The organism is Rhodobacteraceae bacterium M382, assembly GCA_025141015.1.
Taxonomy (GTDB): Bacteria; Pseudomonadota; Alphaproteobacteria; order Rhodobacterales; family Rhodobacteraceae; genus Aliisedimentitalea; species Aliisedimentitalea scapharcae.
Genome location: CP081098.1, coordinates 741,168 through 767,718, shown reverse-complemented (window position 1 = coordinate 767,718; position 26,551 = coordinate 741,168). Strand labels below are relative to the sequence as shown.

At 56.2% G+C, this 26,551-nt stretch carries 24 protein-coding genes; 6 read left to right on the top strand and 18 right to left on the bottom strand.

Annotated features, from left to right (window positions below; all coding sequences use genetic code 11):
• Positions 1-23: 23 nt before the first annotated feature.
• Positions 24-2,393: a trimethylamine-oxide aldolase Tdm gene (gene tdm / locus K3727_03395; protein ID UWQ91863.1), complete on the bottom strand. Its 2,370-nt coding sequence runs from the start codon at positions 2,391-2,393 to the stop codon at positions 24-26.
• A gap of 183 nt (positions 2,394-2,576) precedes the next feature.
• On the opposite strand from tdm, the gene K3727_03390 reads away from it, so the two are divergent.
• Positions 2,577-3,419: a DMT family transporter gene (locus K3727_03390; protein UWQ91862.1), complete on the top strand. Its 843-nt coding sequence runs from the start codon at positions 2,577-2,579 to the stop codon at positions 3,417-3,419.
• 131 nt (positions 3,420-3,550) lie between these two features.
• On the opposite strand, the gene folD is transcribed toward K3727_03390, so the two are convergent.
• From folD to K3727_03345, 9 genes are all read right to left on the bottom strand, one after another.
• The gene (folD, locus tag K3727_03385; protein ID UWQ91861.1) at positions 3,551-4,468 is read right to left on the bottom strand and encodes a bifunctional methylenetetrahydrofolate dehydrogenase/methenyltetrahydrofolate cyclohydrolase FolD; all 918 of its coding nucleotides are present in this window, start codon (positions 4,466-4,468) and stop codon (positions 3,551-3,553) included.
• 56 nt (positions 4,469-4,524) lie between these two features.
• The gene (locus tag K3727_03380) at positions 4,525-4,794 is read right to left on the bottom strand and encodes a chorismate mutase (GenBank protein ID UWQ93258.1); all 270 of its coding nucleotides are present in this window, start codon (positions 4,792-4,794) and stop codon (positions 4,525-4,527) included.
• Between the two features lie 222 nt (positions 4,795-5,016).
• Entirely contained in the window at positions 5,017-6,693 is a 1,677-nt protein-coding gene (locus K3727_03375; protein ID UWQ91860.1) for a formate--tetrahydrofolate ligase, read from the bottom strand.
• Between the two features lie 324 nt (positions 6,694-7,017).
• Positions 7,018-8,349, bottom strand: coding sequence for a type III glutamate--ammonia ligase (glnT, locus tag K3727_03370; GenBank protein UWQ91859.1), 1,332 nt, complete (start codon positions 8,347-8,349; stop codon positions 7,018-7,020).
• A gap of 76 nt (positions 8,350-8,425) precedes the next feature.
• Positions 8,426-9,757, bottom strand: a complete 1,332-nt coding sequence (locus K3727_03365; protein UWQ91858.1) for an FMN-binding glutamate synthase family protein — start codon at positions 9,755-9,757, stop codon at positions 8,426-8,428.
• A 17-nt stretch (positions 9,758-9,774) separates the two neighbouring features.
• Positions 9,775-10,458 carry a GXGXG domain-containing protein gene (locus tag K3727_03360; protein ID UWQ91857.1) on the bottom strand — a complete coding sequence of 228 codons (684 nt, stop codon included), beginning with the start codon at positions 10,456-10,458 and terminating at the stop codon, positions 9,775-9,777.
• Position 10,459: 1 nt separating this feature from the next.
• On the bottom strand, positions 10,460-11,356 hold the full coding sequence (locus tag K3727_03355; GenBank protein UWQ91856.1) for a glutamine amidotransferase family protein: 897 nt from the start codon (positions 11,354-11,356) through the stop codon (positions 10,460-10,462).
• A 134-nt stretch (positions 11,357-11,490) separates the two neighbouring features.
• Positions 11,491-11,706, bottom strand: coding sequence for a hypothetical protein (locus K3727_03350; protein ID UWQ91855.1), 216 nt, complete (start codon positions 11,704-11,706; stop codon positions 11,491-11,493).
• Positions 11,707-11,733: 27 nt separating this feature from the next.
• On the bottom strand, positions 11,734-13,092 hold the full coding sequence (locus tag K3727_03345) for an ammonium transporter (protein UWQ91854.1): 1,359 nt from the start codon (positions 13,090-13,092) through the stop codon (positions 11,734-11,736).
• 540 nt (positions 13,093-13,632) lie between these two features.
• Here K3727_03345 and K3727_03340 point away from each other — a divergent pair.
• From K3727_03340 to K3727_03325, 4 genes are all read left to right on the top strand, one after another.
• Entirely contained in the window at positions 13,633-14,778 is a 1,146-nt protein-coding gene (locus K3727_03340; GenBank protein ID UWQ91853.1) for an aminomethyltransferase family protein, read from the top strand.
• Between the two features lie 69 nt (positions 14,779-14,847).
• Positions 14,848-15,459, top strand: coding sequence for a hypothetical protein (locus K3727_03335; GenBank protein UWQ91852.1), 612 nt, complete (start codon positions 14,848-14,850; stop codon positions 15,457-15,459).
• Positions 15,456-16,421: a PDR/VanB family oxidoreductase gene (locus tag K3727_03330; protein UWQ91851.1), complete on the top strand. Its 966-nt coding sequence runs from the start codon at positions 15,456-15,458 to the stop codon at positions 16,419-16,421. Before K3727_03335 ends, K3727_03330 begins: the two co-directional genes overlap by 4 nt.
• A 15-nt stretch (positions 16,422-16,436) precedes the next feature.
• Positions 16,437-17,480 (top strand): DUF3445 domain-containing protein, encoded by a 1,044-nt coding sequence (locus K3727_03325; protein UWQ91850.1) that lies wholly within the window; start codon positions 16,437-16,439, stop codon positions 17,478-17,480.
• A 314-nt stretch (positions 17,481-17,794) separates the two neighbouring features.
• Here the strand turns inward: K3727_03325 and K3727_03320 are convergent, their stop codons facing one another.
• From K3727_03320 to K3727_03290, 7 genes are all read right to left on the bottom strand, one after another.
• Complete coding sequence (locus tag K3727_03320) at positions 17,795-18,451, bottom strand: XRE family transcriptional regulator (GenBank protein UWQ91849.1); 657 nt, start codon at positions 18,449-18,451, stop codon at positions 17,795-17,797.
• Positions 18,452-18,691: 240 nt separating this feature from the next.
• Complete coding sequence (locus tag K3727_03315; GenBank protein UWQ91848.1) at positions 18,692-19,312, bottom strand: tetratricopeptide repeat protein; 621 nt, start codon at positions 19,310-19,312, stop codon at positions 18,692-18,694.
• Positions 19,263-19,967 (bottom strand): ABC transporter ATP-binding protein, encoded by a 705-nt coding sequence (locus K3727_03310; protein UWQ93257.1) that lies wholly within the window; start codon positions 19,965-19,967, stop codon positions 19,263-19,265. Before K3727_03310 ends, K3727_03315 begins: the two co-directional genes overlap by 50 nt.
• Positions 19,960-20,727: an ABC transporter ATP-binding protein gene (locus K3727_03305; GenBank protein UWQ91847.1), complete on the bottom strand. Its 768-nt coding sequence runs from the start codon at positions 20,725-20,727 to the stop codon at positions 19,960-19,962. The genes K3727_03310 and K3727_03305 overlap by 8 nt, the downstream gene beginning before the upstream one ends.
• Complete coding sequence (locus K3727_03300) at positions 20,724-21,713, bottom strand: branched-chain amino acid ABC transporter permease (protein UWQ91846.1); 990 nt, start codon at positions 21,711-21,713, stop codon at positions 20,724-20,726. The genes K3727_03305 and K3727_03300 overlap by 4 nt, the downstream gene beginning before the upstream one ends.
• Positions 21,697-22,566, bottom strand: coding sequence for a branched-chain amino acid ABC transporter permease (locus K3727_03295; protein UWQ91845.1), 870 nt, complete (start codon positions 22,564-22,566; stop codon positions 21,697-21,699). Before K3727_03295 ends, K3727_03300 begins: the two co-directional genes overlap by 17 nt.
• 74 nt (positions 22,567-22,640) lie before the next feature.
• Entirely contained in the window at positions 22,641-23,933 is a 1,293-nt protein-coding gene (locus K3727_03290) for an ABC transporter substrate-binding protein (protein ID UWQ91844.1), read from the bottom strand.
• A gap of 495 nt (positions 23,934-24,428) precedes the next feature.
• Here K3727_03290 and K3727_03285 point away from each other — a divergent pair, with 495 nt between their 5' ends.
• Complete coding sequence (locus tag K3727_03285) at positions 24,429-25,157, top strand: FCD domain-containing protein (protein ID UWQ91843.1); 729 nt, start codon at positions 24,429-24,431, stop codon at positions 25,155-25,157.
• Here the strand turns inward: K3727_03285 and K3727_03280 are convergent.
• Entirely contained in the window at positions 25,145-26,455 is a 1,311-nt protein-coding gene (locus K3727_03280) for an ABC transporter substrate-binding protein (protein ID UWQ91842.1), read from the bottom strand. The two genes, K3727_03285 and K3727_03280, sit on opposite strands and share 13 nt — an antisense overlap.
• Between the last annotated feature and the right edge of the window lie 96 nt (positions 26,456-26,551).

The window sequence follows — 26,551 nt, the reverse complement described above, 5'->3', positions numbered from 1 at the left end:
CTTTGCACCGGGTTGGACACTGCTCAAGACTGAGGTCGCGTCTTCTTCGGGTCATAATGGGCAAAGGCTACGATTTTGGCGGGCAGTCGTTTTTGATGTCCGTCAAGTTTCCCTATTTCCACCTCGGTTCCGACCTCGGCGTGGGCCACATCAACCCGGGCCAACGCGATGTTCTTGCCCAACAGGGGCGACCGCATCGACGACGTTACTTCGCCAATCTGGGCGCGACCGATATGCACGCAATCGCCATGTCCCACATCGATCGCGGAATCGATGTCCAGACCCACAAGCTTGCGCGCGGGCGTGGTTTTACGTCGGATCAGGGCATCTCGCCCGACAAAATCATCTTCCTTTGATTTCAGCGGCACGGTGAAACCAACGCCAGCCTCAAACGGGTCAGTCTGGTCGCTGAAATCATACCCGGCAAAGATCAGACCGGCCTCGATCCGCACCATGTCCAGCGCCTCGAGGCCCATGGGGCGGATGCCATGCTCCTGCCCTGCCTTCCAGACCGCATCAAACACCTCACCCGCGTGCTTGGGGTGGCAGAAAATCTCATATCCCAGTTCGCCGGTGTAACCCGTCCGGGACACCACAATCGGAATACCCTGGTCATCACCAATCCGCGCAGGTGTAAATCGGAACCACCCTAGCTCTTCCAACTTTGGATTGTGCGGCATGGTCCAGATGATCTTTTTGAGCAGATCGCGGCTCTCTGGTCCCTGCACAGCGATGTTGTGCTGCATGTCTGTCGAAGACCGCACCAGAACGTTCAAACCCAGCTTTTCGGCCTGTTCGCGGATCCACTCCCCACCATAGTCGTCACCGCCGATCCAGCGGAAATTATCCTTGCCCAGACGGAACACGGTGCCATCGTCGATCATGCCCCCGTGTGGATAGCACATAGCGGTATAGACCACCTGCCCTACTGCCAGCTTTTTGATATTTCGGGTAAAGATATATTGACACAGCGCCTCGGAATCCGGGCCGGTGATCTCCCATTTCCGCAGAGCAGACAGATCCAGCACCACGCATTTTTCGCGACACGCCCAATATTCCTCAATCGGCCCGGCTTCGGCATAACAATTGGCCAACCAATAGCCCTTGTACTCGACAAAGTTGCGGGTCATCTTGCTGAGGCGGTCGTGAAAACCGGTTTCCTGGGTCATCTTGGGCTCCGATTCAGGGGTCGCACGGATCGCGACAGATCGTTGGAATTTTTCTTCGCCGCTGTAAGTGCGGACATGAATGTCGGTGGGGTTCCAGCCATTGGCCGCACTGGTGTCGTCCGGACAGGCCGAGCTGACACAGACCAGATCGGTCAAGGCCCGCAACAACACATAATCACCCGGGCGGGTCCAGGGTTCATCAGCGAACATCACGCCGTGATCGTCGAGCCCGGTGTTGAAGAAGAAGTTGATGGCCATCCAGCCCGCACGCGACGCCACACCATGTTGTGCCAGTGCGCCGTTAAAATTGTCGGAACAATTGGCATGTCCCGGATAACCGATGTCGTCATAGTATTTGGCAGCACATGCCAATGCAAAAGCGTCATGCCGCCCTACTGTGTCCTGTACCACCTCGATCAGCGGCAACATGTCCTGATCATAGTATTTCGCGTGCAGGCCCGGCATCGGATAGGCATGCCCCATCAGTGTTCTGGTTGTCGTCACATCCAGCGCGTGTTCGATACCTTTGTCGAGCTTACGCGCGGCAAAACACTGGAAATCGGTGCATTGGCGACCGTCCACATCAATGATCTGGATATAGTCGCCCGCTTTCACGAAATAGCTTTGGGCGGTTGCATTATGAATCCGAATGTCGGCGACGGGATCCGCCAGCGGATCAGGCAATTCAAACCGGGCAACCTGTTTGATCACAGCACGCTTGACCAACACGGTGAGCGGCGTCGCTGTATCTTGTACCTCGAAATCCATGATACCGCCGGGTGCCGCAATAACGACAACACCATCACGCTGAACCACAAACGTCTGCTCGGTTTTCGCAGGTGTTCCAGCATCAAAGAACCGAACCGCTCCACCCAAGGCCAAATCTATTCCCCGGGCTTCCAATCCCATGCGCAGGCCACGCAAGGATTGAACCGATGATTCCAACAGTGCCTTCAGACCAGATGCGTCGCTGTTTGCCAGGGCACCGATCACACCAGCATCTATCGCCCCGGTCTTGTCGGTCGCCACGATTTCGCAGGGTTGCCCCCCTTCGTCGTTGGACACAGCGATCTGGTCACCGGCCTCCACCGCAATCAGAATGGCCCCGCAACCCTGAACATTATAGCGCTCGGTTCCGGGCGGCAGCGAAAAGACCGAAGGCTGGTACAGGCCGGACGGTCTCGGTGGTCCGCTGGGAACTTGTGGAAAGCTCATATCGTTCATCGTGCCTTCTCCCTGGTCTTAGCTCCACATTTTTTGCATTTGTGGAATATTTATTTATTGAAAAGAATATCCAGCCCCTGCACTCTAAGCAACAGTCGAGTTGCATTTCATCATAAAAAACGACCCATTGTTGAGATGCGACACATTCCGTGGCCCAGGTGCCGCATATGAGGAGGTACACCCATGCAGGCATTGATCTTGGGGCTCGCCGCGGCCTTGGCCTGGGGGGTTCACGACCTCTGCGTTCGCTTGGTCGCTCCACGAACCAGCATCCCATCCGCCATTTTAACCGTATTTCTGACTGGTGCGATTCTGGTCTCTATTGCCGCATTCTTTCACGGTGAACTGTCATTGCCGAGCGGCCTGGCGTTGTCGCTGTCCTGCCTGTCTGGAGCCGTATTCGCCGGTGGCTCGTATGGGATATATCGGGCCTTTGCGATTGGGCCCGTTAAACTTGTTGCCCCCATTATCGGGTCTTTTCCCATCCTGTCTGTTGCACTGGCCAGCCTGCAGGGCAAAACATCCACCTTGGATCAGTGGCTGGCAGTGTTCGTCGTGGTCGGAGGCGTTGGCTGTGTCGCCATTCTATCCAAAGACGAAGAGGAAGGGACAGCAAGCACCGCCGCGATCCTTTGGAGCATTCTGGCGGCGACCTGTTTTTCAGCGTCCTTTGCGCTGGGTCACGCGGCAACCCAGGCCGGTTCCGAAATGCCGGTTCTGGTTGCCACACGCCTGGCTGGTGTTGCGACCATCGCAATCGCAGTTCTGGCACACCGCAGCGCATTCCTGCCAACTTTGCGAACACTGCCGGTTTTGATCGCTATGGGCCTGCTTGATGCGCTCGCCTTGGGACTGGTGCTCATGTCGGGGAATCTCCCCAACCCCGAATTTTCCTCGGTCAGCTCTTCGCTCTTTGGCCTGATAACCGTCATCCTGGCCTGGGCTTTGCTGCGCGAAAGCATGACCAAAGCACAATGGGTCAGTGTCGCAGTGACATTTTCGGGGATCGCCTATCTGGGTCTATGACCCCGCATGGGATCTGCTGTTTGAAGTTGTAATTCTAGCTGGCCGAACGGGTTGGACCGATGGGGGAAATGGACAAAGGCGGCCCTTTAGGTGGGCCGCCTTTGATGGTTTGTTTGTTGGTTTTCCGCGGATCAGGCTGTGAGGCCTTCTGGTTCGGGCAGGTTGTTGGCGCGGCAGGCGGCTGTGACGGTGTTGGCCAGCAGGCAGGCGATGGTCATGGGGCCGACGCCGCCGGGGACCGGGGTGATGGCACCGGCGCGCTGTGCGGCCGAGGCGTAATCCACGTCGCCGACCAGCTTCATCTTGGGGCTTCCGTCTTCATTGGCACCCTTTTCCGGTGCCGGGATGCGGTTGATGCCCACGTCGATCACGGTGGCGCCTTCCTTGATCCAGTCGCCCTGTACCATTTCGGGACGGCCCACGGCCGCCACCACGATATCGGCGCCGCGCACCACGTCCGGCAGATCCTTGGTGCGGCTGTGCGCGATGGTCACCGTACAGCTGTCACCCAGCAGCAGCTGCGCCATCGGTTTGCCAACGATGTTCGAGCGCCCGATCACAACCGCGTTCATGCCCGACAGGCTGCCGTGATAGTCGCGCAGCATCATCAACGAGCCCAGCGGCGTGCAGGGCACCATCGATTTCTGACCGGTGCCCAACAGGCCCACGTTCGAGATGTGGAACCCGTCCACATCCTTGGCCGGGCTGATCGAATTGATCACCAGGTCTTCGTTCAGATGCTTGGGCAGCGGCAGCTGCACCAGGATGCCGTGGATCGCCGGATCATTGTTCAGCTGATCCACCAACGCCAGCAGATCCGCCTCTGATGTGTCCGCGTCCAGCTTGTGCTCGATCGAATTCATACCGACCTCGACGGTCATCTTGCCCTTCGAGCGCACATAGACCTGGGAGGCCGGATCTTCACCCACCAGCACAACCGCCAGACCCGGCGTGATCCCGTGTTCTTCCTTCAGGCGCGACACGTGGCCCGCCACTTTTTCCCGTACGGTGGCCGCGAAGGCCTTCCCATCAATGATATTTGCAGCCATTGCTCTCTCTTCCTTTGTGCAGCGGACAGGTAAAGATCCGCCTAATCTCGTATCCTTCAGACTTCCCGGATCACCTGCGCCTCGCGGGCAATCGACCACTCCACCAGCCGCCGCCACAGATCTTCGACCAGATCCGGGTCCAGACCTTTGGTCTCTGCCGCGGCGCGGGCATTGGCGACCACTTCCTCGACCCGATCCGGAATACGCGCAGGCCAGCCATTGTCGGACTTGAGCGCAATCGCCCGGTCAATATAGCCCGCCCGCAGCGCCAGCATCGCGATCAAATCGCCATCCAACCGGTCAATCTGCGCCCGCAAGGCACCCATGTCGGCACACTCTTGGGGTGGTCTGGCCTGTGGCAGTTTTGATGTCGTCATCGTCGTCATGGTTGTCATAGCCCCGGCCCCAGAATTTGCTTCGTCTTAACAGAAGGGGAACGGGCCGGTCTTTGTGGTGGCGCAATCCGATGTGCACTGCGCCCCCAAACATAGGGTAAAACTCAGAAAGGCCCGGGTTTCCCCGGGCCGCTGAATGTCGCAATTTCCGCCTTAGAACAAGCCTTCGATCTGGCCGTCGTCGTTCAAGCGGATGCTTTCGGACGCCGGTTTGCGCGGCAGACCCGGCATCGTCATGATCTCACCACAGACCGCAACGATAAAGCCCGCACCCGCGCTCAGGCGCACTTCGCGCACCGGAACCGAATGGCCCACAGGCGCACCGCGCAAGCTCGGATCCGTCGAGAAGGAATATTGGGTTTTCGCCATGCAGACCGGCAGATTGCCGTATCCGGCCTCTTCCCATTCCTTCAGCTGGTTGCGGATCTTGTTGTCGGCCAGCACTTCGTCCGCGCGGTAGATCCGCTTGGCGATGGTGTCGATCTTGTCGAACAAAGACATCTCATCGGGATAGATCGGGGCAAAATTGGCCTGACCCGCATCAACGATTTCAACAACTTTGCGCGCCAGATCAGCAGACCCTTCGGACCCCAGCTCCCAGTGACGCGACAGAACCGCCTCGACACCATGGGTTTCGGCATAGGCTTTGACCGCAGCAACTTCGGCATCGGTGTCGGTGACAAAATGGTTGATCGCAACCACAACCGGCACACCAAAGGATTTGATGTTCTCGATGTGACGGCCCAGGTTGGCACAGCCCGCGTTCACGGCCTCGACGTTTTCAGCGCCCAGATCGGCCTTGGCCACGCCGCCGTTCATCTTCATCGCGCGCACGGTGGCAACCAGCACAACCGCGGACGGTGCGATGCCTGCCTTGCGGCATTTGATGTTCATGAACTTTTCAGCACCCAGATCAGCACCAAAACCGGCTTCGGTCACCACATAGTCGCTGATTTTCAGCGCCGTCTTGGTGGCAATGACCGAGTTACAGCCATGGGCGATGTTGGCGAACGGACCGCCGTGTACAAACGCCGGGTTGTTTTCCAGGGTCTGCACCAGGTTCGGCTGCATCGCGTCCTTGAGCAGAACGGTCATCGCGCCTTCGGCCTTGATGTCGCGGCAGTAAACCGGGGTCTTGTCACGACGATAGGCAACGATGATGTCGCCCAGACGCTTTTCCAGGTCTTTCAGGTCGTTGGCCAGGCACAGGATCGCCATGACTTCGGACGCAACAGTGATGTCAAAACCGGCTTCGCGCGGGAACCCGTTGGACACGCCGCCCAAAGACGCGGTGATCACCCGCAGGGCACGGTCGTTCATGTCGACAACACGACGCCATGCGACGCGACGGGTGTCGATCTCGCATTCGTTGCCCCAATAGATGTGGTTGTCGATCATCGCGCTCAGCAGAGAATGCGCCGAGGTGATCGCGTGGAAGTCACCGGTAAAGTGGAGGTTCATCTCCTCCATCGGCACAACCTGAGCGTAACCACCGCCTGCGGCACCACCCTTCATGCCAAAGTTCGGACCCAGGGACGCCTCGCGAATACAGATCATCGCGTTCTTGCCGATCTTGTTCAGACCATCACCCAGACCAACTGTCGTCGTGGTCTTGCCCTCGCCCGCAGGCGTCGGGTTGATCGCCGTCACCAGGATCAGCTTGCCATCATCATTGCCCTGAACAGAGTTGATGAAAGACTGCGATACCTTCGCCTTGTCATGACCATAAGGCAACAAATCCTCATGCCCAATCCCGATCTTTAAACCAATCTCCTGAATAGGCTTCTTCTGCGCCTCGCGCGCAATCTCAATGTCGCTCTTATAGCTCATGTCTCTCTCCCTGGTGGCCCCTGCCTTTGCAGGGCTTTGCTTTGGACCCATCCATGGGATGAGATGGGCTGAACTCTGGATTTCTTCCGACTCTCTTGTCGAAAATATATTCCCATTAATTAATTTTCATTCCTGTTAGTCAACATCCAAGTTGAAAAATGACCGAAAAATTATGCTGAAACTGTCCGAAACCCCATGTGGTCGGCTGGTGCGACAGCCGTTGCCCCAAATGCGACAGCCTCATCTATTGGAAGTTTGTCTTGAAATGAAAAAGGCCTGGCCGGGGGGAACGGCCAGGCACAAAACACACAGGATATCAGGGGATCAGATATCCAGAGTGTTGTCTTTCTCCCAACGCGAGAAATGGTTCACAAAGGAATTCCACTCCTGCTGCTTCATTTTGAGATAGGCATTGGAGAATTCTTCGCCCATCATCGACTTCAGCTCTTCGTCTTCGTCATAAAAGCGCATAGCGTCCAGCATGTTCAGCGGCAGCTTGGGTGCGTCGGTGATCTTGTGACCCTCTGCGTACATGTCGATGTCGCGGCGCGGGCCAGGATCGGCCTTGGACCGGATACCCGACAGACCGGCAGCGATGATCACCGCCTGCAGCAGATAAGGGTTCACCGCCCCATCGGGCAGGCGCAGTTCGAACCGACCAGCACCAGGCACGCGAACCATATGCGTCCGGTTGTTGCCGGTCCACGTCACGGTATTCGGAGCCCAGGTGGCACCAGACATGGTGCGCGGCGCGTTGATCCGCTTGTAGGAATTCACGGTGGGGTTGGTGATCGCTGCCAGAGCCGAGGCATGTTTCATGATGCCACCCAAGAAGTGTCCACCCTGTTCAGACAGACCCAGTTCGGCAATCTGACCTTCGCCCTTTTCAGCGGCAAACACATTGACCTTAGAATCCGAACCCGGCGCATCCCAGACCGAAATATGCGCGTGACACCCGTTGCCGGTCAAACCTTCGACAGGTTTCGGCATAAAGGTTGCGCGGAAGCCGTGCTTTTCGGCTACCGACTTCGCCATGAATTTGAAGAAGCTGTGCTTGTCGGCGGTCGCCAGGGCGTCGTCGAAATCCCAGTTCATTTCCCACTGGCCATTGGCGTCTTCGTGGTCGTTCTGATACGCACCCCAGCCAAGTTCCAGCATATAGTCGCTGATTTCGCGGATGACGTCCAAGCGGCGCATCATCGCCTGCTGGTCATAGCAGGGTTTTTCCGCCGTATCGAATTCGTCCGAAATCTGCTCTCCATCCGGAGTCAGCAGGAAGAATTCGGCTTCGATGCCGGTCTTGACGTGCAGCCCTTCTTCAGCGGCTTCGGCGATCAGGCGGCGCAATACGTTGCGCGGTGCCTGAGCAACGTCTTCGTCTTCCATCACGCAATTGCCCGGAACCCAGGCGATTTCCTTGTTCCAAGGCAGCTGGATCACCGCATCCGGATCCGGCACGGCCAACATGTCGGGGTGCGCTGGTGTCAGGTCCAGCCAGGTCGCAAACCCGGCAAATCCTGCGCCATCTTCCTGCATATCCGCGATCGCCCGGGCGGGAACCAATTTGGCCCGCTGTCCACCGAACAGATCGGTGAAGGAGATCATGAAATACTTGATGCCTTTTTCTTCTGCGAAAGTAGCCAGATCTAAAGCCATGAGTCCACTTTCCTTTCCCTGTTAAACGTCATCTGTTGAAAAGGCGCGGCCCCAAGAGACCGCGCCAAAATTTTACTTAGAAACCAGCTTTGCCCGGGTACCAATCAGTGCCGGCAAGCGGAACTTTGGCCATGGCAGCGGCTTCCATTGTCAGCGCGCACAGATCCTCGGGTTCGAGGTTGTGCAGGTGATTGTGACCACAGGCGCGGGCAATGGTCTGCGCTTCCAGCGTCATCACCTTGAGATAGTTGCGCAAACGGCGTCCAGCATCAATCGGGTCCAGACGCTGCGACAGTTCCGGCGTCTGGGTGGTGATCCCAGCAGGATCGAGACCTTCGTGCCAGTCATCATAGGCACCGGTGGTCGAGCCCAGTTTCTGGTATTCCTGTTCCCATTTCGGGTCGTTGTCACCAATCGCAACCATTGCCGCAGTCCCGATCGAGACCGCATCTGCACCCAAGGCAAGCGCCTTGGCCACGTCAGCGCCTGTACGGATACCGCCGGAAATAACCAGCTGCACCTCGCGGTGCACACCCAGATCCTGCAATGCCTGCACCGCGGGACGGATACATGCCAGTGTTGGCAAACCCACATGTTCGATGAACACATCCTGGGTTGCGGCCGTGCCGCCCTGCATGCCATCCAGAACCACAACGTCTGCGCCTGCTTTTACGGCCAGTGCAGTGTCATAATAGGGACGGGTGCCACCGACTTTGACATAGATCGGCACTTCCCAGTTGGTGATTTCACGCAATTCCAGGATTTTGATTTCCAGATCATCCGGACCTGTCCAGTCGGGGTGACGACAGGCCGACCGCTGGTCGATACCTTTTGGAAGGGTGCGCATTTCCGCAACCCGGTCAGAGATTTTCTGACCCAGCAACATACCGCCACCGCCGGGTTTGGCACCTTGGCCGACCACGACTTCGATAGCGTCGGCTTTGCGCAGGTCGTCCGGGTTCATCCCATAACGGCTGGGCAGGTACTGATACACCAGTTGGGTGGAGTGGCCGCGCTCTTCGGGGGTCATGCCACCGTCACCGGTGGTGGTCGATGTGCCCGCTGCGGATGCACCACGGCCCAAGGCTTCCTTGGCTGGACCGGACAATGCACCAAAGCTCATGCCTGCAATGGTGATCGGGATGTCCAGTTGGATCGGCTTTTTGGCAAACCGGGTCCCCAAAGTCACGCTGGTGTCGCATTTTTCGCGATACCCTTCGAGAGGGTAGCGCGAAACGGATGCGCCAAGAAACAGAAGGTCGTCAAAGTGCGGCACGCGACGTTTAGCGCCGCCACCGCGAATGTCGTAGATGCCAGTTGCGGCGGCACGGCGGATTTCCGCGTTGATCGGGTTCGAGAACGTGCTCGATTGGATCGGAACCGTGCGTGGGATGCTGTTGTTATCCATAACTGTGGTCCTTGTCCTTAGTAGGCTTGCGCGTTGTCGACATCAAAGTTGTAGAGCTGACGGGCAGACCCGTAGCGCTTGAACTCTTCGGGTTTTGCGTCGGCACCGGCGCGGGCCAGCAAATCCTTGAGGATCTCGATATGTTCGGGACGCATCTCTTTTTCGATGCAGTCCGCACCGAGGCTCTTGACCGAACCGCGCACAAAGAAGCGCGCTTCGTAACAGGAGTCACCCAGCGCATCACCCGCATCACCCAGAACAACCAGATTTCCGGATTGCCCCATAAAGGCACACATGTGACCGATGTTGCCGTGTACGACAATGTCGACACCCTTCATGGAAATCCCGCAACGCGAACTGGCGTTGCCTTTGATGACCAGCAGGCCACCATGCGCGGTTGCACCGGCATATTGGCTGGCATCACCTTCGACGATGACCATACCGGACATCATGTTTTCCGCGACACCCGGTCCAACAGACCCTTTGACATGTACCGTCGCCTGCTGGTTCATGCCGGCACAGTAATAGCCGGTCGATCCATTGACGGTCACGTTGATCGGGGCATTCAAACCACAGGCAATCGCATGGCTGCCCTTGGGGTTGATGATGTCCCAGTTTTCGTCAGTGACGTTTTCATTCTGAGCGTGCAGGGTCGAATTCAGACCGCGCAGGCCATCTGCTTCAAGATTGTATGTCTGCATCTTAGTGGTTCCAGAAGTAAACGGTTGCGGGTTCGGGCTCCCAGACCTTGGCGTCTTCGATGCCCGGCAGGTTCACCAGTGCGCGGTATTCGGAACCGAAGGCCACATACTGGTCGGTTTCCGCCATGACCGCCGGCTTGCAGGCGATCGGGTCACGGACCACGCCAAAGCCGTCTTTGGTACCCACAACAAAGTTGAAGAAGCCGTCGAGATCGTCGATCGAGCTTTCCAGGGCTTCGCCCAGAGAAGCACCATTTTGCATCTTCCAGGTCAGGTAGGCGGCACCCACTTCGGTATCGTTCATGGATTCGATCCGAACCCCTTCACGCTTCAGCTTGCGACGCCACGAATTGTGGTTGGAGAGTGATCCGTTGTGCACCAGGCACTGGTCTGTGCCTGTCGAGAACGGGTGCGCACCCTCGGTTGTCACGGCGGACTCTGTCGCCATGCGGGTATGACCGATACCGTGGGTACCGCCCATTGCAGACACATTAAATCGGGCGGCCACGTCTTTGGGCAGACCAACTTCCTTGTAGATCTCGATCACGTCACCGGCGGACATGATGCGCAGACCGTCGCGCAAATTCGCCAGAGCGGCGCGCGCCTCTTCCAGCTTGTCGTGCGGCATATCCAGGATGGCATGCGTGTCGTTGCGACGGAGACCGACAGGCGTGCCAATCGCATCGCTCAGATCATCGGCCAAGGTCGCAAAATCTGCATCTGCGTTGTCAGACTGAACAGTCAGCTTAGAGCTGTTGTCGCCGTCTGCACCATAGATCGCAATGCCTGCACTGTCAGGTCCACGATCCGTCATAGTGATGAGCATTTCGGTGAGCATTTCGCCCAGCTTTGGCTCAAGAGTTTTGTCTTTTAGAAAAAGACCGACAATCCCGCACATGGGTGTGCCTCCCTAGTTTTCATCTCGAATCAACGCTAACAGGTCGGCGCGACACTATCAACTGTTATGAAACTTATTTTCCTTAGAAGGAAAAACGGGCGCATCGTTCAATGCGCCCGTCCAGTGGAGAAATCTTAGTATTTCTCAAGTATCTTATGGATTTTCTCTTCGTCACCCATATGTTTAGCCTCTTCCAGGTGCTTGCCCTCTCGGACAAATTGGATGCGGTGCCACCCAATCCAGAAGGCCACCCCTAGGATCACCATCAGCACTTCGCTTCCCTGGAAGGGATAGACGGGGCCGACATCCGCCAGATCCACAGCCCAGCTTTCGTAACCAATCGTAGACATTTTGATTCTCCTTAACTTGCTGTGATTTTATTGACCGGCCAGAGCGGCCTTGTCAGCTGCAATGATTTCGGCTTTTGCGTCTTCGTAAGCGTGGTGCTCAGCGTAATCGAGACCTTGCAACTCCACCTCTTCGGGGATCCGCAACACGCCAGCTGCGGCCTGCATCTTGGACACGATGAAGGCAGGCAACCACCCCAGGACAAAGAACATGATAAAGGCACCAACAGTCTGACCGATCGGGTTGATCGCCGCGTACCCTTCAAACGGCGAACTCGGAACGCCCCAGAGCAGGAAACCCGCGATGATCAGACCAACCACACCAGAGTACCCGTGTACCGCAACTGCGCCCACAGCATCATCCAGCTTGAACTTGCGCTCGACCCAATAGTGCAGCTTGTAGACGATGACGACACCGACAGCACCAACCAGCATGGCCTGGATCGGATGATACAGATCGTTGCCCGCAGATGCGGTGATGATACCCGCGAGACCGCCAGAGAACGTCCAGAACGCGTCGCCCTTGGACACCACATAGGCTGCCATCAAACCGCCGGACAGCGACATGAGGAAGTTGAAGGTGATCGCCGACAGCGATGTAGGAGCCAAATAGATATTGGTTGCAGTCCACGTGGTTCCAACGATTTCGCCACCGATTACTTCGGGTGAAATCAAAGGCACGTTACAGGCCGCATAGAAGCCCCAGAAGCCCGAATAGATCAGAAAGATACCGATCGTCAGCATCCACGGATTATGAGGCGGAATATCACGCGGGGTGCCGTCGGGGGCAAATTTGCCGATCCGTGGACCCAGCACCATGATCACACCCAATGCATAACCACCGGCAATCGCATGGATAACACCGGATGCATAGGCATCATGGTAACCCAGTTCACGCACCATCCAACCCGCATAGTGCCAGCCCCATGCCGCATCAATGATCCAGAACACCGAGCCGATCAAAACTGCGTGGACCCACAACGCCGAAGACCGGATCCTTTCAATCACTGCCCCGGACACGATTGACGCCGCAGTCCAGGAGAACAGAAGGAATGCAGCCCAGAACACACCGGTGATTCGATCAGCCAGGTTGGTGCCCATGGTTTCCGACCACGGCAGATTCGCCGGCGCCAAATCCTGGTTCAAGCCGCCAAAGAACGGGAAATCCGGAAACGCCCAGTAGATCCACCACCCAAAGAAGAAGAAAGTCACCGTGACCAACGGAATGATCATGATGTTTTTCATCAATGTGTGCATATGATTACGATGACGGCTCGCGCCGACTTCGTACATGCAGAACCCGACGTGAATCAGGAACATGAAAACGACTGTCACCCAGTAGTAAAACTCGGTGAATATCGTTGTAAGCGCATTTAAATTACCATCCACTTTTAGCCCTCCCTGTTGGCTGTTTGATGGGCATTTTGCCTCTTGGTGAAAAAATATTCTTGAAACATTGCGCGACGAAAGCTGAATGTGTCAACAATCATGTGAAAAAAAGTTCACTTTCAGGAATTTCCTGGCACCCAAATAACGCCCCGATCGCGATGCCTGATTCTGTAGCAACCCTGGGAAAAACCGAATCGGGGCACCTTCTGCGCATCGACAGCGAACCGACATCACCAGCCCCTAAAGACGCTGTTCGGTGAGGATCCAGGTGTTTCCGTGGCTTTGACCTGGGCCAAGCATGAAGACACCCCAACAGGAAACATCTGGTTCAAACTGGTCTAAAGTCCCCTTGCAGGAAACATCTGGTTCAAACTGGTCCAAAACACCCCTGCAAGTTACCGCGCAACCAGACCCTTAAGAGAAATTCTTTTTCCTGATGGGAATAATTATTGACAATCACAGGGCTCAAAGGGCTAACTGGCCTAGACCAAAATGAACCAAACGTGGATTCTGGTACCACGCGAACAGGGAGATAACAAAATGGCCATCATCTGGCGGACTTCGGCGCTGGCACAGCGTCACAGGGAAATCGGCGCCGAGCTTGAGGACTGGAATGGGATGGGAACCGCCTGGTTCTATGATCACACGCCGGAACGCGCCAAAGCCGATTATGAAGCGATCCGGACCAAAGCCGGGCTGATGGATGTCTCTGGCCTGAAAAAAGTTCACGTTGTTGGCGAACATGCCGCCCAGGTCATCGACCGTGTCACCACCCGCAATGTCGAAAAGATCATGCCGGGGCGCTCGACCTATGCCTCGATCCTGAATGATCAGGGCAAATTCGTCGATGACTGTATTATCTACCGCCTCTCGGTCAACAGCTGGATGGTCGTGCACGGCACTGGCACCGGCATGGAACAGCTGAGCACCGTAGCCGCCTCAAAAAACTGTGCGGTGATCTTTGACGACAACATGCATGACATGTCGCTACAGGGTCCGGTTGCCGTTGATTTCCTGGCAAAACATATCCCCGGCATTCGGGATCTGACCTATTTCGGCATCATGCAGACCAAATTGTTCGGCTGCCCCGTGATGATCTCGCGCACCGGCTATACCGGCGAACGCGGATATGAGATTTTCTGCCAATCCAAAGACGCCGTTCACCTGTGGGACAACATCCTGTCGGATGGCGCAGACATGGGCATCGTGCCGGTTCAGTTTTCGACCCTCGATCTGCTGCGCACCGAAAGCTATCTGTTGTTCTATCCGGGCGACAATTCGGAAACCTATCCGTTTGACGGCGAAACCTGTGGTGATACGCTGTGGGAACTGGGTCTGGAATTCACCGTCTCCCCCGGCAAAACCGGATTTATCGGTGCCGAAAACCACTACGCAGCCCAAGGCAACGAACGGTTCAAGATCTACGGCGTGATGCTGGAAGGAACCACACCCGCCGACGAAGGCGCGGACCTGCTGCAGAACGGCGAAAAGGTCGGCGTGGTCACTTATGGAATGTACTCCGAAGTGAACAGCCACAACGTCGGCATTGCACGCATGCCGGTTGCTTGCGCCTCGCCCGGCACAGCGCTGACCGTCCGTAACGGTGATGGCACCGAGATTGCAGCAACAGCCGAAGAGATGCCCTTCTACGACAAGGACAAAGCCGTCCGTACCGCAAAGGGCTGACCCGGATCCCGAGCGTCCCCATCCGGGGGGCGCTCGCTTTCGTCAATCCGACCGTAGGAACAGACCCACATGTCGAAAACCGTATTTCCCCCCTCGATCAACAGCCGCCCGGTTTACGGCGAGCTTGAGGTGCGTCCGGGCAAACACCATTTGATGATCGCCGATGCGACCGGTGCCGAGGCCATTCTTGACCTGGCCAAGGATGCCCCCGCCGATCTCTGGGCCAAAACGCACATTATCTATATCCCCAAGGACACCGGCGAAAAATACACCGGTGAGCTCAAGGCCCTGACCCCCGCGCAAATGTATGTTGGCCCATCTTATGAAGCCGCAAAACAGCGCGTCACCGATACTTTTGCCAAGGCGCACATGGGCCTTCAGGTCTATCTGACCGGCACCGAAGGTGTGATGGGCCAAGCCATGGCTGCCGCCATCGCTGCGGGTATTCCGCACACAGCCATTCAGACAGAACACCGCGGATCAACCGCACGCCGCATGCAATGTGTGCACTGCAAAGGCATCACCGAAGACGTGACCACCGACCCGTTCGTGTGTTCACACTGCGGCCTGAATCTGTTCGTGCGTGATCACTATTCCCGTCGCCTGGCCGCATTCCAGGGTGTCTGCATCGACGCCGAAGACCCCGGCAACGTCCCCCCGCAAGTGGAGGTGTTCAAATGAGCGCAGGAACAGCCAAAATCAATGTCACCGTGGCCGAAGTCAAACCGATCAACGACCTGGTGACCCGGTTCAAATTTGTCCGCACCGGCGGCGGTGAACTGCCCACCTTCTCTGGCGGTGCACACACGGTTGTCGAGATGCAAGACGGAAGCACGACGCGCCTGAACCCATACTCGCTGATGTCCGATCCGGCAGATCGCGGGGCTTATATGGTCTCGGTCCGCCGCGACGACGAAGGCCGCGGTGGATCGCTATTCATGCACAACAATGTCCGTGAAGGCATGGAGATGGTGATTTCCAACCCGGTGAACCTGTTTTCGCTGGATCTGCGCGCCAAAAAACACCTGATGCTGGCTGGTGGCATCGGCATCACACCTTTTGTCGCCCAAATGGCCCAGCTGTCGCATACCAATGGCTTGTTCGAGCTGCACTACTCGGTCCGCACCGCATCGCTGGGCACCTATGCCGAGGAGTTGAGCGAACAATACGCCAACAAGGTACACATCTATCACGATGATCAGAACGAGCGCATAGATCTGGAAACCTTGCTGGATGGGCAGCCATTGGGCACCCATATCTATGTTTGTGGCCCCAAGGGCATGATCGAATGGGTTCACAAGACTGCCGAAGAACTGGGCTGGCCCCGAGAAGCCGTTCATTCCGAAGAATTCCTTGCACCTGCTTCCGGCAAACCGTTTGAAGTGAAGTTGGCCCAGTCCAACAAGATCATTCAGGTCGGCGAGCACCAGTCACTGCTCGAAGCTTTGGAAGCCAACGATGTGGATGCGCCCTATCTGTGTCGTGGTGGCGCATGCGGCCAGTGCGAAACCACGGTTGTCGAATGTGATGGCAAGCTGGTCCACTATGACCATTGGCTGACAGACGAACAACGCGAAGGCGGCAAGCTTATCATGCCCTGCGTGTCGCGGTTCGAGGGCAAGACACTGGTTCTGGACCGGTAAGGGAGAGATGACGCAATGACGATTCAATTCAACGACGAAACCTTTCGCGACGATTTCACGTTTCGAAATTCACCCAAAGCGATCCAACGCTTCCCCTTTCCGTTTCACGAAGACAGCTACATGTATTCGGTGAATCTGGAACCGCATCTATCAACCCGTCCGGGCTCACCTTTCGAGTTCGCCTTTGACGTCGATGAACACTATGTCGCCGAGATGCGCGACCGGGCCCAGGTTCTGGCGGATGACCCGCTGAGGTGCCAATCGCTGCCGCATATGACGTTGGCAGGCTGGGATCTGGTCGAATATATCATGGAGGCCAAAGCCCGCGACTATCCGGACTTGTTCGAATTGCACAAGGACGGAGATCGCTGGCGTTGGATCAACAAGCCGCTGGGCATTGATGACACCTTCACTTTCCTCGATGAAAGCACCCTGCCCTATGGGCCGATGGAATATATCACCCGTCAAACCCAAGGCGATTTTGCCCTTCTGGATCAACGCGATGACAACCTGTGGATGGACGCCGGAATGGTTACTACCCAGGCGGATTGGTCCCTGGATTTCGACATCGGCATGAACTTCTTTGAATGGCATGCGCCCGTGCCCAAGGCCAATGAAATGGGCATTTTTGTGCGTGCGTTGAAATTCCTGCTGAACCTACAGCAGGGCGCGCCGGTGCGCCGCCTGAACTGGACGATGACCGTGAATCCGCTGCTCGATACCAGCCCCGAGAACTATCATAAATGGGGGACGATGAAGACCGGGCTGACCATGGACAACATCGGTGAAAAACAGCACCTGCGGGTTGAGCTGCAAACTTTGTTCCGCCTGCCAAGGTCGAACGCGATCTGCTTTCCGATCCGGGCGTATCTGGGCAGCTTCAATGATCTGGTCAGCGTACCCAAATGGGGCCGCCGCCTGCACCGTGTCATCCGCGATTTGCCCGAGGAACTGGCAACCTACAAAGGGTTCATCGACAATCGCCCTCTTATGGTCGAATGGCTGTCGCAATACGATGATGGGGCTCCGACCTCGGACGGTATTTTCCCGGACGATTGACCCGGTTCAACTCAGGCATTCGGCAACGCCTCCCCGTTTTCGAATGCCCTTTGACTGCCGATGTGCTCCCCCGCATCGGCAGTTTTGGTTTGTCACCCATCAAGATCACCGGAAATCTCCCGCCCTTGCGCTGTCTGATGGCGACGCCCTACGACAGTGCAGCGTTGGGCCAAGCCCCCTGCCCGTTTAACGGGCTGGGGGCCGTGTCAGCGCCGTGCATCGCCGTGCACCGCACGGCGATGCACGGCCCAACGGGAGGACGCCCCCGAATGGGGGCTAACGACGGACGGGAGCCCTCCGGGCCTGTCGCTTCGTCAATTGGACTGTGGGTATGAGATGATCGACAGATACCGGGCCGGCAGTTCAACGAGCACTTCGGGTCCGTGCGGAGCATCAGCGTCAAAGAACAGTGTATCCCCGGGTTTAAGGGCAAACACCTGATCTCCATGACGATAATTCACCTCGCCCTCCAACATGTAAAGCATCTCAATCCCTTCGTGTTGGAAGGTTGGAAAGACGTCGGATGTTTCAGACAGGGTGATCAGATAGGGTTCGACCACGACACCACTCGCATTGGCTCCAAGATGACCCAAGAGGTTGTATTGATGCCCGGCACGCGTACCCGCGCGTTCCATCTCGACACCAGCGCCTTCTTTTGTGTGCACCGCGTCCCGTTGCTCTTCAAAACGGCGAAAAAAGGACGTTATTGGCACGCTCAGCGCATTGGCCAAAAGCTGCAAGGTTGTCAGAGACGGCGATGTGTTCCCGTTTTCGATCTTGGAAAGCATTCCAATCGACAGCCCAGTCAGATTGGCCAATTCCGCAACGGTAATCCCCTGCTGTCTGCGAAAGGCTCGAACTTCGCGCCCGATCGCGACTTCCAGAACTTTTTCCGACCCTTCGCGAACCCGATGTGGATCCTGGGACAGGTTTGCAGGTGCCGTTGATGACTCTTCTTTTGGTTTGGCCACTCTGAGTTTTCCTTGTATTTTGCTCCGCACTCGTTCGGGTGAGGGTGAAAGCTGAAAGTCTTTCTGCGCGGCACACTCTGTTGAAAATTATTTTACTGTCATTACTAGGATTGGAGAATTTCCATACAAACGCAACCTGTTTCTTTCCTGCCTCTTTCTTTGGCGTTTCTCCGGAGGAAAAAAGGCCGGGCACATACGTAGCCCGGCCAGTCTGGGATAAAAAGAGGAAAGCGATGCGCGTCATGCATCCAGGATCAACAAACAGGCCCCCAATATCTTGCGGGTGTCATCATAGACATTGGGACGTTCTCCCCGCCAACGAGACGCGTGGCGGTGCCCGGATGGGCGCCCGCTGGTCAATTCACGCAGTGTCATTTCAGTTTCATCAGCGATCAACCCAATGCGCGTCTTGAGATTATTGTGAAAGGTATCGCGGTGCAGGGCTTCCATTCGCAAATGGAACAGTGACGAACGACTGCGGGGCAACACCCGCATATTCTGAACCGCATGATGTGCCCCCTTCCAGATTTGGAGGGCCTGTTTCTGATACGTCTCGGATGCAGCGTGATTGCCCCTGGCCTGCTCCACAATCGCCAGATTTGCGACACTTGCAGCGCGCCGTACATCTGTCGCGTCAAACCGGTATCGCGCCACCAGGTCAGCCAGCTTGAACAGGCGTGCTGACCGTGACCGCGACGCCTTGCGCGGTGTCGCGTCCCAAGCAGCAAGCGCACGCTCCATCAGCCGCTCCCAGATCACATCGGATCGTGTCCAACCAGCCTCCAGCGCAACTTTCATATCGCTGTCAGGCTTAAATCCCCAGATAAGCGGCTCGAACGTGTTCGTTATCGTGAAGCTCATTTGCGGGTCCCTCCAAAGCTGCGTTTCCGGTTTCCAGAACATAGGCATAGTCTGCCAGTTCCAGCGCCAATTCGGCGTTTTGTTCGACCAGCACCACAGACAGGCCCTGTTCGTTGATCTCTTCGACAATCTGGGCGATCTCTTCGACGATCACCGGTGCCAGCCCCATCGACGGTTCATCCATCAGCAAAAGACGAGGTTTAGACATCAAGGCCCGCCCGATCGCCAACATCTGCTGCTCCCCACCGGACATGGTTTTGGCCAGCTGGGTCCGACGCTCACGCAAGCGTGGAAAGCGGTCAAAGACCCCCTCCAGGTCGGTCTCCACACCCTCCTTGTCATTCCGTAGAAATGCGCCGGTTCGCAGGTTTTCCTCAACCGTCATATCGGGAAAGACGCGCCGCCCTTCGGGCACGTGGGCGATACCGTTTGCCACGACCTTGTGTGCCGGCAAATGGTCAATACGTTTGCCTTCGAACAGGATCTCACCACTGGTTATCGGCATCATACCCGACATCGCTCGCAATGTTGTGGTCTTGCCTGCTCCATTGCCTCCGATAATGGTCACGATCTTGCCTGTTGGAACCGAAATAGAAATGTCCCGAATGGCGTTGATCTTGCCATAGTTGACGGCGATGTTCTTCATCTCAAGCAACATGGCGTGCACCTCCCAGATAGGCTTCAATGACGGCAGGGTGGTTACGGATTTCCTTGGGACCACCTTCGGCCAGAAACTTCCCGAAACTCATGCAGGTGATATTGTCACACAGCCCCATGATCGCCTGCATGTCATGCTCGACGATCAGGATGGTGATACCATCCGCCTTGAGCCGCTCCATCAAATCCATCATCTGGCGTGTTTCTTCCGGGTTCATTCCGGTGAACGGTTCATCCAACAGGATTACATCCGGGTGGCTGGCATATGCTACGGCCATGCCCAGCGCCCGCTGGTGCCCGTGGCTGAGGTCTCCGGCACGTTCGCTCAACAATCCATCCAGACCAAAGAACTCCAAAGCCTCGCGGGCCCGGGCTTCGGCTCCGTGCCGATCCTCTGCATCCCAGCCGATGATGGCGGCAAAGATGTTGGGACGGAACGGCATGTGTGTCCCGACCAACGCGTTTTCCAACACCGTCAGCTCGGCAAACAGAGTCGAATGCTGGAACGTGCGCACAACACCGCGTCGGGCCACTTCGTGCATCTTCAGGCCCGAGATATCTTCACCCCGCAACAATACCTGTCCTTCGGTCGGCTTGTAGAACCCCGAAATCATGTTGAAGGTCGTGGTCTTGCCCGCTCCATTTGGACCGATCAAACCGTGGATTGTGCCATGTTCAACCTTGAACGACAGGTTATCCACCGCGGTCAGACCGCCAAACCGCATGGTCAGGTCTTTGACTTCCAGGAAATTGGTCATTCTGCCGGGCTCCTCTGTGCGGTACCGTTCGCGGCCTTTTTCTGGGTGATTTTCTGGACGATGCTTTCAAGGCCGTTGGGCAAAAACAGGATCGACAGGATCATGATCGCGCCATAAATCAGCGGCCGCATCTGTTCGAGGCCCAGTTCGCGCAGGACGATTTCGTTCAGAACAGTCAGCACCACACAGCCCAGGATCGGACCATAGAAAGTCGCGGTGCCACCAACAATCGCCCAGGTCAGCACATAGACCATCAGGTCGATGTCAAAGGCGTTGGGATTGATCGTTCCAATGTAATGCGCCAACAGCGCCCCCGAAATCCCCGCAAACCCTGATGCAATGGCAAAGGCCAACGTGCGGTAAGCGCGAACATTAACCCCCGAAGCCTGGGCTAGTTTGTCCTGCCAATGAACCGCATGGAAGGTCAGGCCAACCGGCGACTTCTCAATCCGCCACAGTATCCACAGGCAGACAGCAACCACGACAGCGGCAAAGTAGTAATAGGAGGTGGGTTCAAAGAAATCGAACTGGTAGAAACCGACCGAGAAATCGGGCATCGGGTCGATCCCCTTGATCCCTTTGGCACCGCCAAACGGGTCGCGAAACCGCTTCCACAACAAACGAATGATTTCACCCGCTGCGAACGAACCAATCAGAAAATAGAACCCTTTCATCCGGAACAATGGGAACGATAGAACCACCGCGATCAGAGCCGCAGAAATCCCCCCCAAAAGCATCGAAACCGGAACATAGACGCCAAACTTCTTGGTCAAGAGAGCCGAAGTATAAGCCCCCACGCCCATGATCACCACGTGTCCCAAAGACCACTCTCCGGTCAGCGTCAACAGACGGTACGAGGCAACCAGCAGCACGTTGATTGTCAAGAAGACCAGAATTTCCTGCTGCGAAAAGCTGAGCCCGTGCGGTAGGAGAACAAGCCCGACCAGCACCGCAATCCATATCAGTAACTTAGGCACGATCCGCACTCCCAAACAGGCCGGTCGGTTTCACGATCAGCACAATCAGCATCAGACACAGCCCGGTTATGTCGGCGAGCACACCATCATAAAAGGTGGTCACAAAGGTATGAACGAAGGCATACGCGACCGAGGCAATGATCGCCCCTTCGAGCGAGCCAACCCCGCCCACGATGATCACGATAAATGCGGTTACGATCACGGAATGCCCCATATGCGGGTTCACGGACACCAAGGGGGCAGTCAATGCACCCGCAATTCCCGCCAGACCGGCACCAATGAACATGGCAATCTTGGCAGTTTGGGTGATCGAAATCCCCTGCAGTGCCGCCGCTTCTGGGTCCTGGGCCGATGCGCGCAGCGCCCAGCCGAATTTGGTCCGTTTCAGGAAATACCAAAGGACGCTCAGCAGCGCGACGCTGGCGACGATCACATACAGCCGGGCAACCGGCAGACGTACCTTGTCCGAAAATTGAATCACTTCCTGTGTGACCGGTGGAATATGTTCCATCCGAACGCCGAACCCCATGACCGCAAGGGCCTGAAGGATCATCAGGAACCCGATCGAGGCCACCAACCCGCCCAGCGGATTGTCCTTGAGTGGTCGAAACAGCGCCCGCTCCATCAGCAGACCCAGACAGCCCACAAAGACAAGGCCGATTGCAACAGCGACGAAAAACGGCACATGCATTTTTGCATAGAGCGCCACAATTGCGTAGGCACCCGCCATGAAAAGCTCGCCATGGGCAAAGTTAACAACCCCCATGACACCAAAGATGAGCACAAGTCCCACGGCAACGAGAGAAATGTAGCTCGCAGCATACACGGCATTGAGGCCGGTCTGCGCCAGAAGTTCCAACATCGGAAAAGTCTCTATATGTAGTCGATACACGGTGCAGGTTGTCCTGCACCGCCTTGAGGCTTAGGCCGGGGTGATCAGCTGCGCTGATCCCACATCTGGTCGTATGCCTTCATGTGCTTGATCAGCAGATCGCCGTGTTTGGCGTACCAATCGGGGATCGAACGGAATCCTTTGATCCGGGCTTTGCCTCCTTCGATCGCAACAACTGGCCAGTCACCGACCAGCGCATTGTCGATCCCGAACAGTTCGGTACCCCACCATGCCGCATCGCCAAAGGCATGGGCACCCTTGCCGCCATCCTTCATTGCTGTTGTTACAGCATCCGGATCTGCTGACCCTGCTTTTTCAGCCGCAGCCTTCCACAGGTCCATGATCGAGGCATATTCCCAACTTACCGCTCCCCATTGTCCGGGATGGCGTTTGTTGAATTCGGCATAGAACCCATTGGGATCGGTAAAGTTGATATTGTCCGCGTTCAGGGCCGGGTCATCGAAATCGGGGAACTGGAAGATGAATCCTTCCATGAACTCTTCCGAGGTCTTGGCAATCATCTGGTCATAGAAGTCGGCCGTACAGCTGATGATCTGTCCCTTGAAACCCTGTTGGTACAATTGTTCCGCGATTGGATGCACGTAATCTGAATAACAGGTATCCAAACAGACGATGTCCGGGTTTTTGCTGATCAAACGGGTCACGACTGGCGCAAAGTCGGTAGTGGCCGGGTCAAACAACAGCGGGTCGTCCAGCATTTCGATGCCCGCGGCCTCGAACGCGGCCAAATAGGTCGCAACAGATGGCAGACCCAGCGCATCATCCTGGGCGCACATCACTGCGGTTTTCAGGTCGGGTTTGTTTTCCGCCAACCATTCAACACCAGTCACATTATAGATCGGGTGCACTTCGGCAGGCGCAATCAGCGTGTTGGTGTCCGGTGACAGATCAGACGGCAACAGGGTCGAAAACAACATGCCGGTCTTGTCAGCAACCGGTTGCACGCCGGGCCAAGTATCTCCACCCAGCATCATGATAAAGCTGACACCATCTTCGCGGATCAGCTTGGTCGCGCCTGTGCGGGCCTTGGCTGGATCGTATTCGTTGTCATAGGACACGAATTCAACCTTGTGCATCCCATCGTCCAGCTTGATCCCGCCAGCCGCGTTAACGCGTTCGGCCCAGATCTCACACCCGTCCAGACCGGGTTTCCCCCATGCGGCGACCGCGCCGGTCAGTGGGGCCAGAAAGCCGATCTTGATTGTATCCCCCGCCGCAAGCGACATACCGGGCAAGCCAGCGCTCATCGCCGTGGCTGCCGTCGATTTGAGGAAGGTCCGCCTGGTCAATCCGGACTTCACGATCTTGGAAATCATTTCATTCTCCCGTGTTGGTACCGCCTGCGTTCCAAGCGGCCAGAAAAGATGTGAGACCTGTCGCCTTTTGGCGTCTCGTTTTTTCAATTTCACAGCTCACAGAACCAATAAGGCACCACTGAACCAGTTTGAGGAAATTGGTTTGGTCTCAGCTCGACGCTAGCAGAAGGTTCTTTCACCAACAAGAAATTTTATTTCTTTTTGGTACATCTTTTAGAACCAATTCAGGAACCAGATAACGTTCCGGGCAAGAACTGTGGCAATACCTTCCTGTTATTACGCGATATTTTCCAACCACGCACAGCCGCGCAACAAGTACCAATTAAGAGACCAATTGCCCCTACACACTTGCCAATTCAATGAGCGACGCCTATCGTTTAGGCACTGAACAAGGATCGTTAGCTTGCGAAAGCATCGAAACACCAGTTATGAGCAGCCACCATCGCCTGCGGCAAATCATTCAGATTCTCTGAGGCAACCCGCCGAGTACACACAATGCGAAATGAAGATACGGCCACGACAACTCAGATCCTGACCACCCATTCGGTCGGGGCAACGGTCCAAGTTGTGATCGACACGTTGTTTGCACGGATCAAGGCCGGAAATTACCCTGTAGATACGCGCCTCCCGTCGGAACGCACTCTGGCATCGGAATTGGGCGTTGCCCGCAATACTGTCCGCGAGGCGTTGGATGTCCTGGAAAGCCGCGATGTCATTCATCGCAGGCCTGGATCGGGCAGTTTCGTCAAATTCCATTCAGACCCAAAACCAGAGAGCCCCTATTCCTCACTGGCCAAGGAGACCTCTCCTCTGGACCTGCTGGTCGTGCGCGGCATTCTAGAGCCCGAAATGGTGCGCTTGGCTGTGATCAACATGAACCCGCGCCAGATCGACGAGCTGGATCAGGTGCTGTCACGTATCGAAACCGTGCGAACCGATGCCGCCGAATTCATCGAACAGGAAGAGAACCTGTATCGCAAGATTGCCGAAGGGACTGGCAACCCGTTGCTGGCGTCCTGTTATGAGCTGTCAATCGAAGCCTGCCGCCTGAGCTATCGCACGGCGCTGCGCCGTCGCCACCTGACCCCGCAACGGATCCAGGAATATCAAAAACGATACAATACCTTGTTCAACGCCATCGCATCGCGTGATGTGGAATCAGCTGTGGAATTTATCAAGCTGCACCTGATCGAAGAACAAAAGCTGCTGCTTCAGGAAACCTGATCGACAATCGACCGTCGTGTCAGCCCAGGGCGTGGCACTTCGGTCTCCAATCGTTGATGCCATAGCTGTCCCAAGCTGCTCATTTCGCGTTTCAGAACCCCACCATTCTGCTTTAACCATTCGGGAATCGATCCAAAATCAACGATCTTGGCCTTGCCGCCAGAGATGGTCACGATCGGCCAATCTCCGATCAAAGCATTTGATATTCCAAACATATCTTCGCCCCACCACTGGGCAGGTCCGAACGCATGCGTGACATGTCCCAGCTGTTTCATAGCTGCCAGAACCGACATGGGGTGTACCGAACCGGCCTTTTCAACAGCGGCGTGCCAAATATCCAGGATCGCCGCATATTCCCAACTCACAGCGGACCAGCTGTCAGGGAAACGGCGATTGTACTCTTCGAAAAAGACGTGCGGTCGATTGAAAAAGAACGCTTTTTCACGCAACATCGGGTCGTCGAAATCCGGGAATTGAAACACGGCCCCTTCCATGAATTCCTGCGACGTCCGTTCGACCAGACGATCATAATTGTCAAAAGTACAGGACAACAGCTGTCCTGCGAACCCTTTGGCATAGGCATATTCCGTCATGGCATGAACCATCGGCGCGAATGACGAACACCAGCACAGAATGTCTGCACCAGAGGCCAGCATTGGATCAACGATAGGTGCCGGGTCTGTCGAATCCGGCGCGTATTGCACCTCTTTAACCAGCTCTATCCCGGCAGCCTTGAACGCCGCACGATACGTGGCCAACGAGGGCATCCCCATCTCATCCGTCTGGCTGCAAATGGCCGCAGTTTTCAACTCGGGTCGGTTCTTGGCCAGCCATTCCACTCCGGTTACGTTGAAAATTGGGTGCAATTCCGACGGCGCGATCAGATAAGGCGTATCCGGTGACAAGTCAGATGGCAGCAAAGTCGAAGTCAGCACCTTTTGGCGTGTCAGGAAATCCCGCACTGGTGTGAATGTATCCCCGCCCAACATCATCAACAGCTTGATGTCGTATTTCTGAACCAACTCAACGGCACCTTCCAACGCCCGTTCGGGCTCATACCCACAGTCATAGGCATGGATTTTGATCGGGTAACGGCGCCCACCGATCAGCAGACCACCGGCCTTGTTCAGCCAGTCTTCCCAGATGCGGCATCCGTTCAATCCGGGCAGGCCCCAGCTCTCGACCGGGCCGGTCAACGGGCCCAGAAACCCGATGTTGACTGATTCTGACATCCCCACCGAAAGGCGTGGCATTGTGGCCCGAGTGGCCAGAAGGTTTGCGAAACTTGATGAACTCATACCCCGAAACTAGCAACAAAATCGGCGCTTGCCAGCTTATTTAGCAGAAATTCTTATTCCTATCGTGAAAATTGGTTGACTTACAGGTTCAAATTT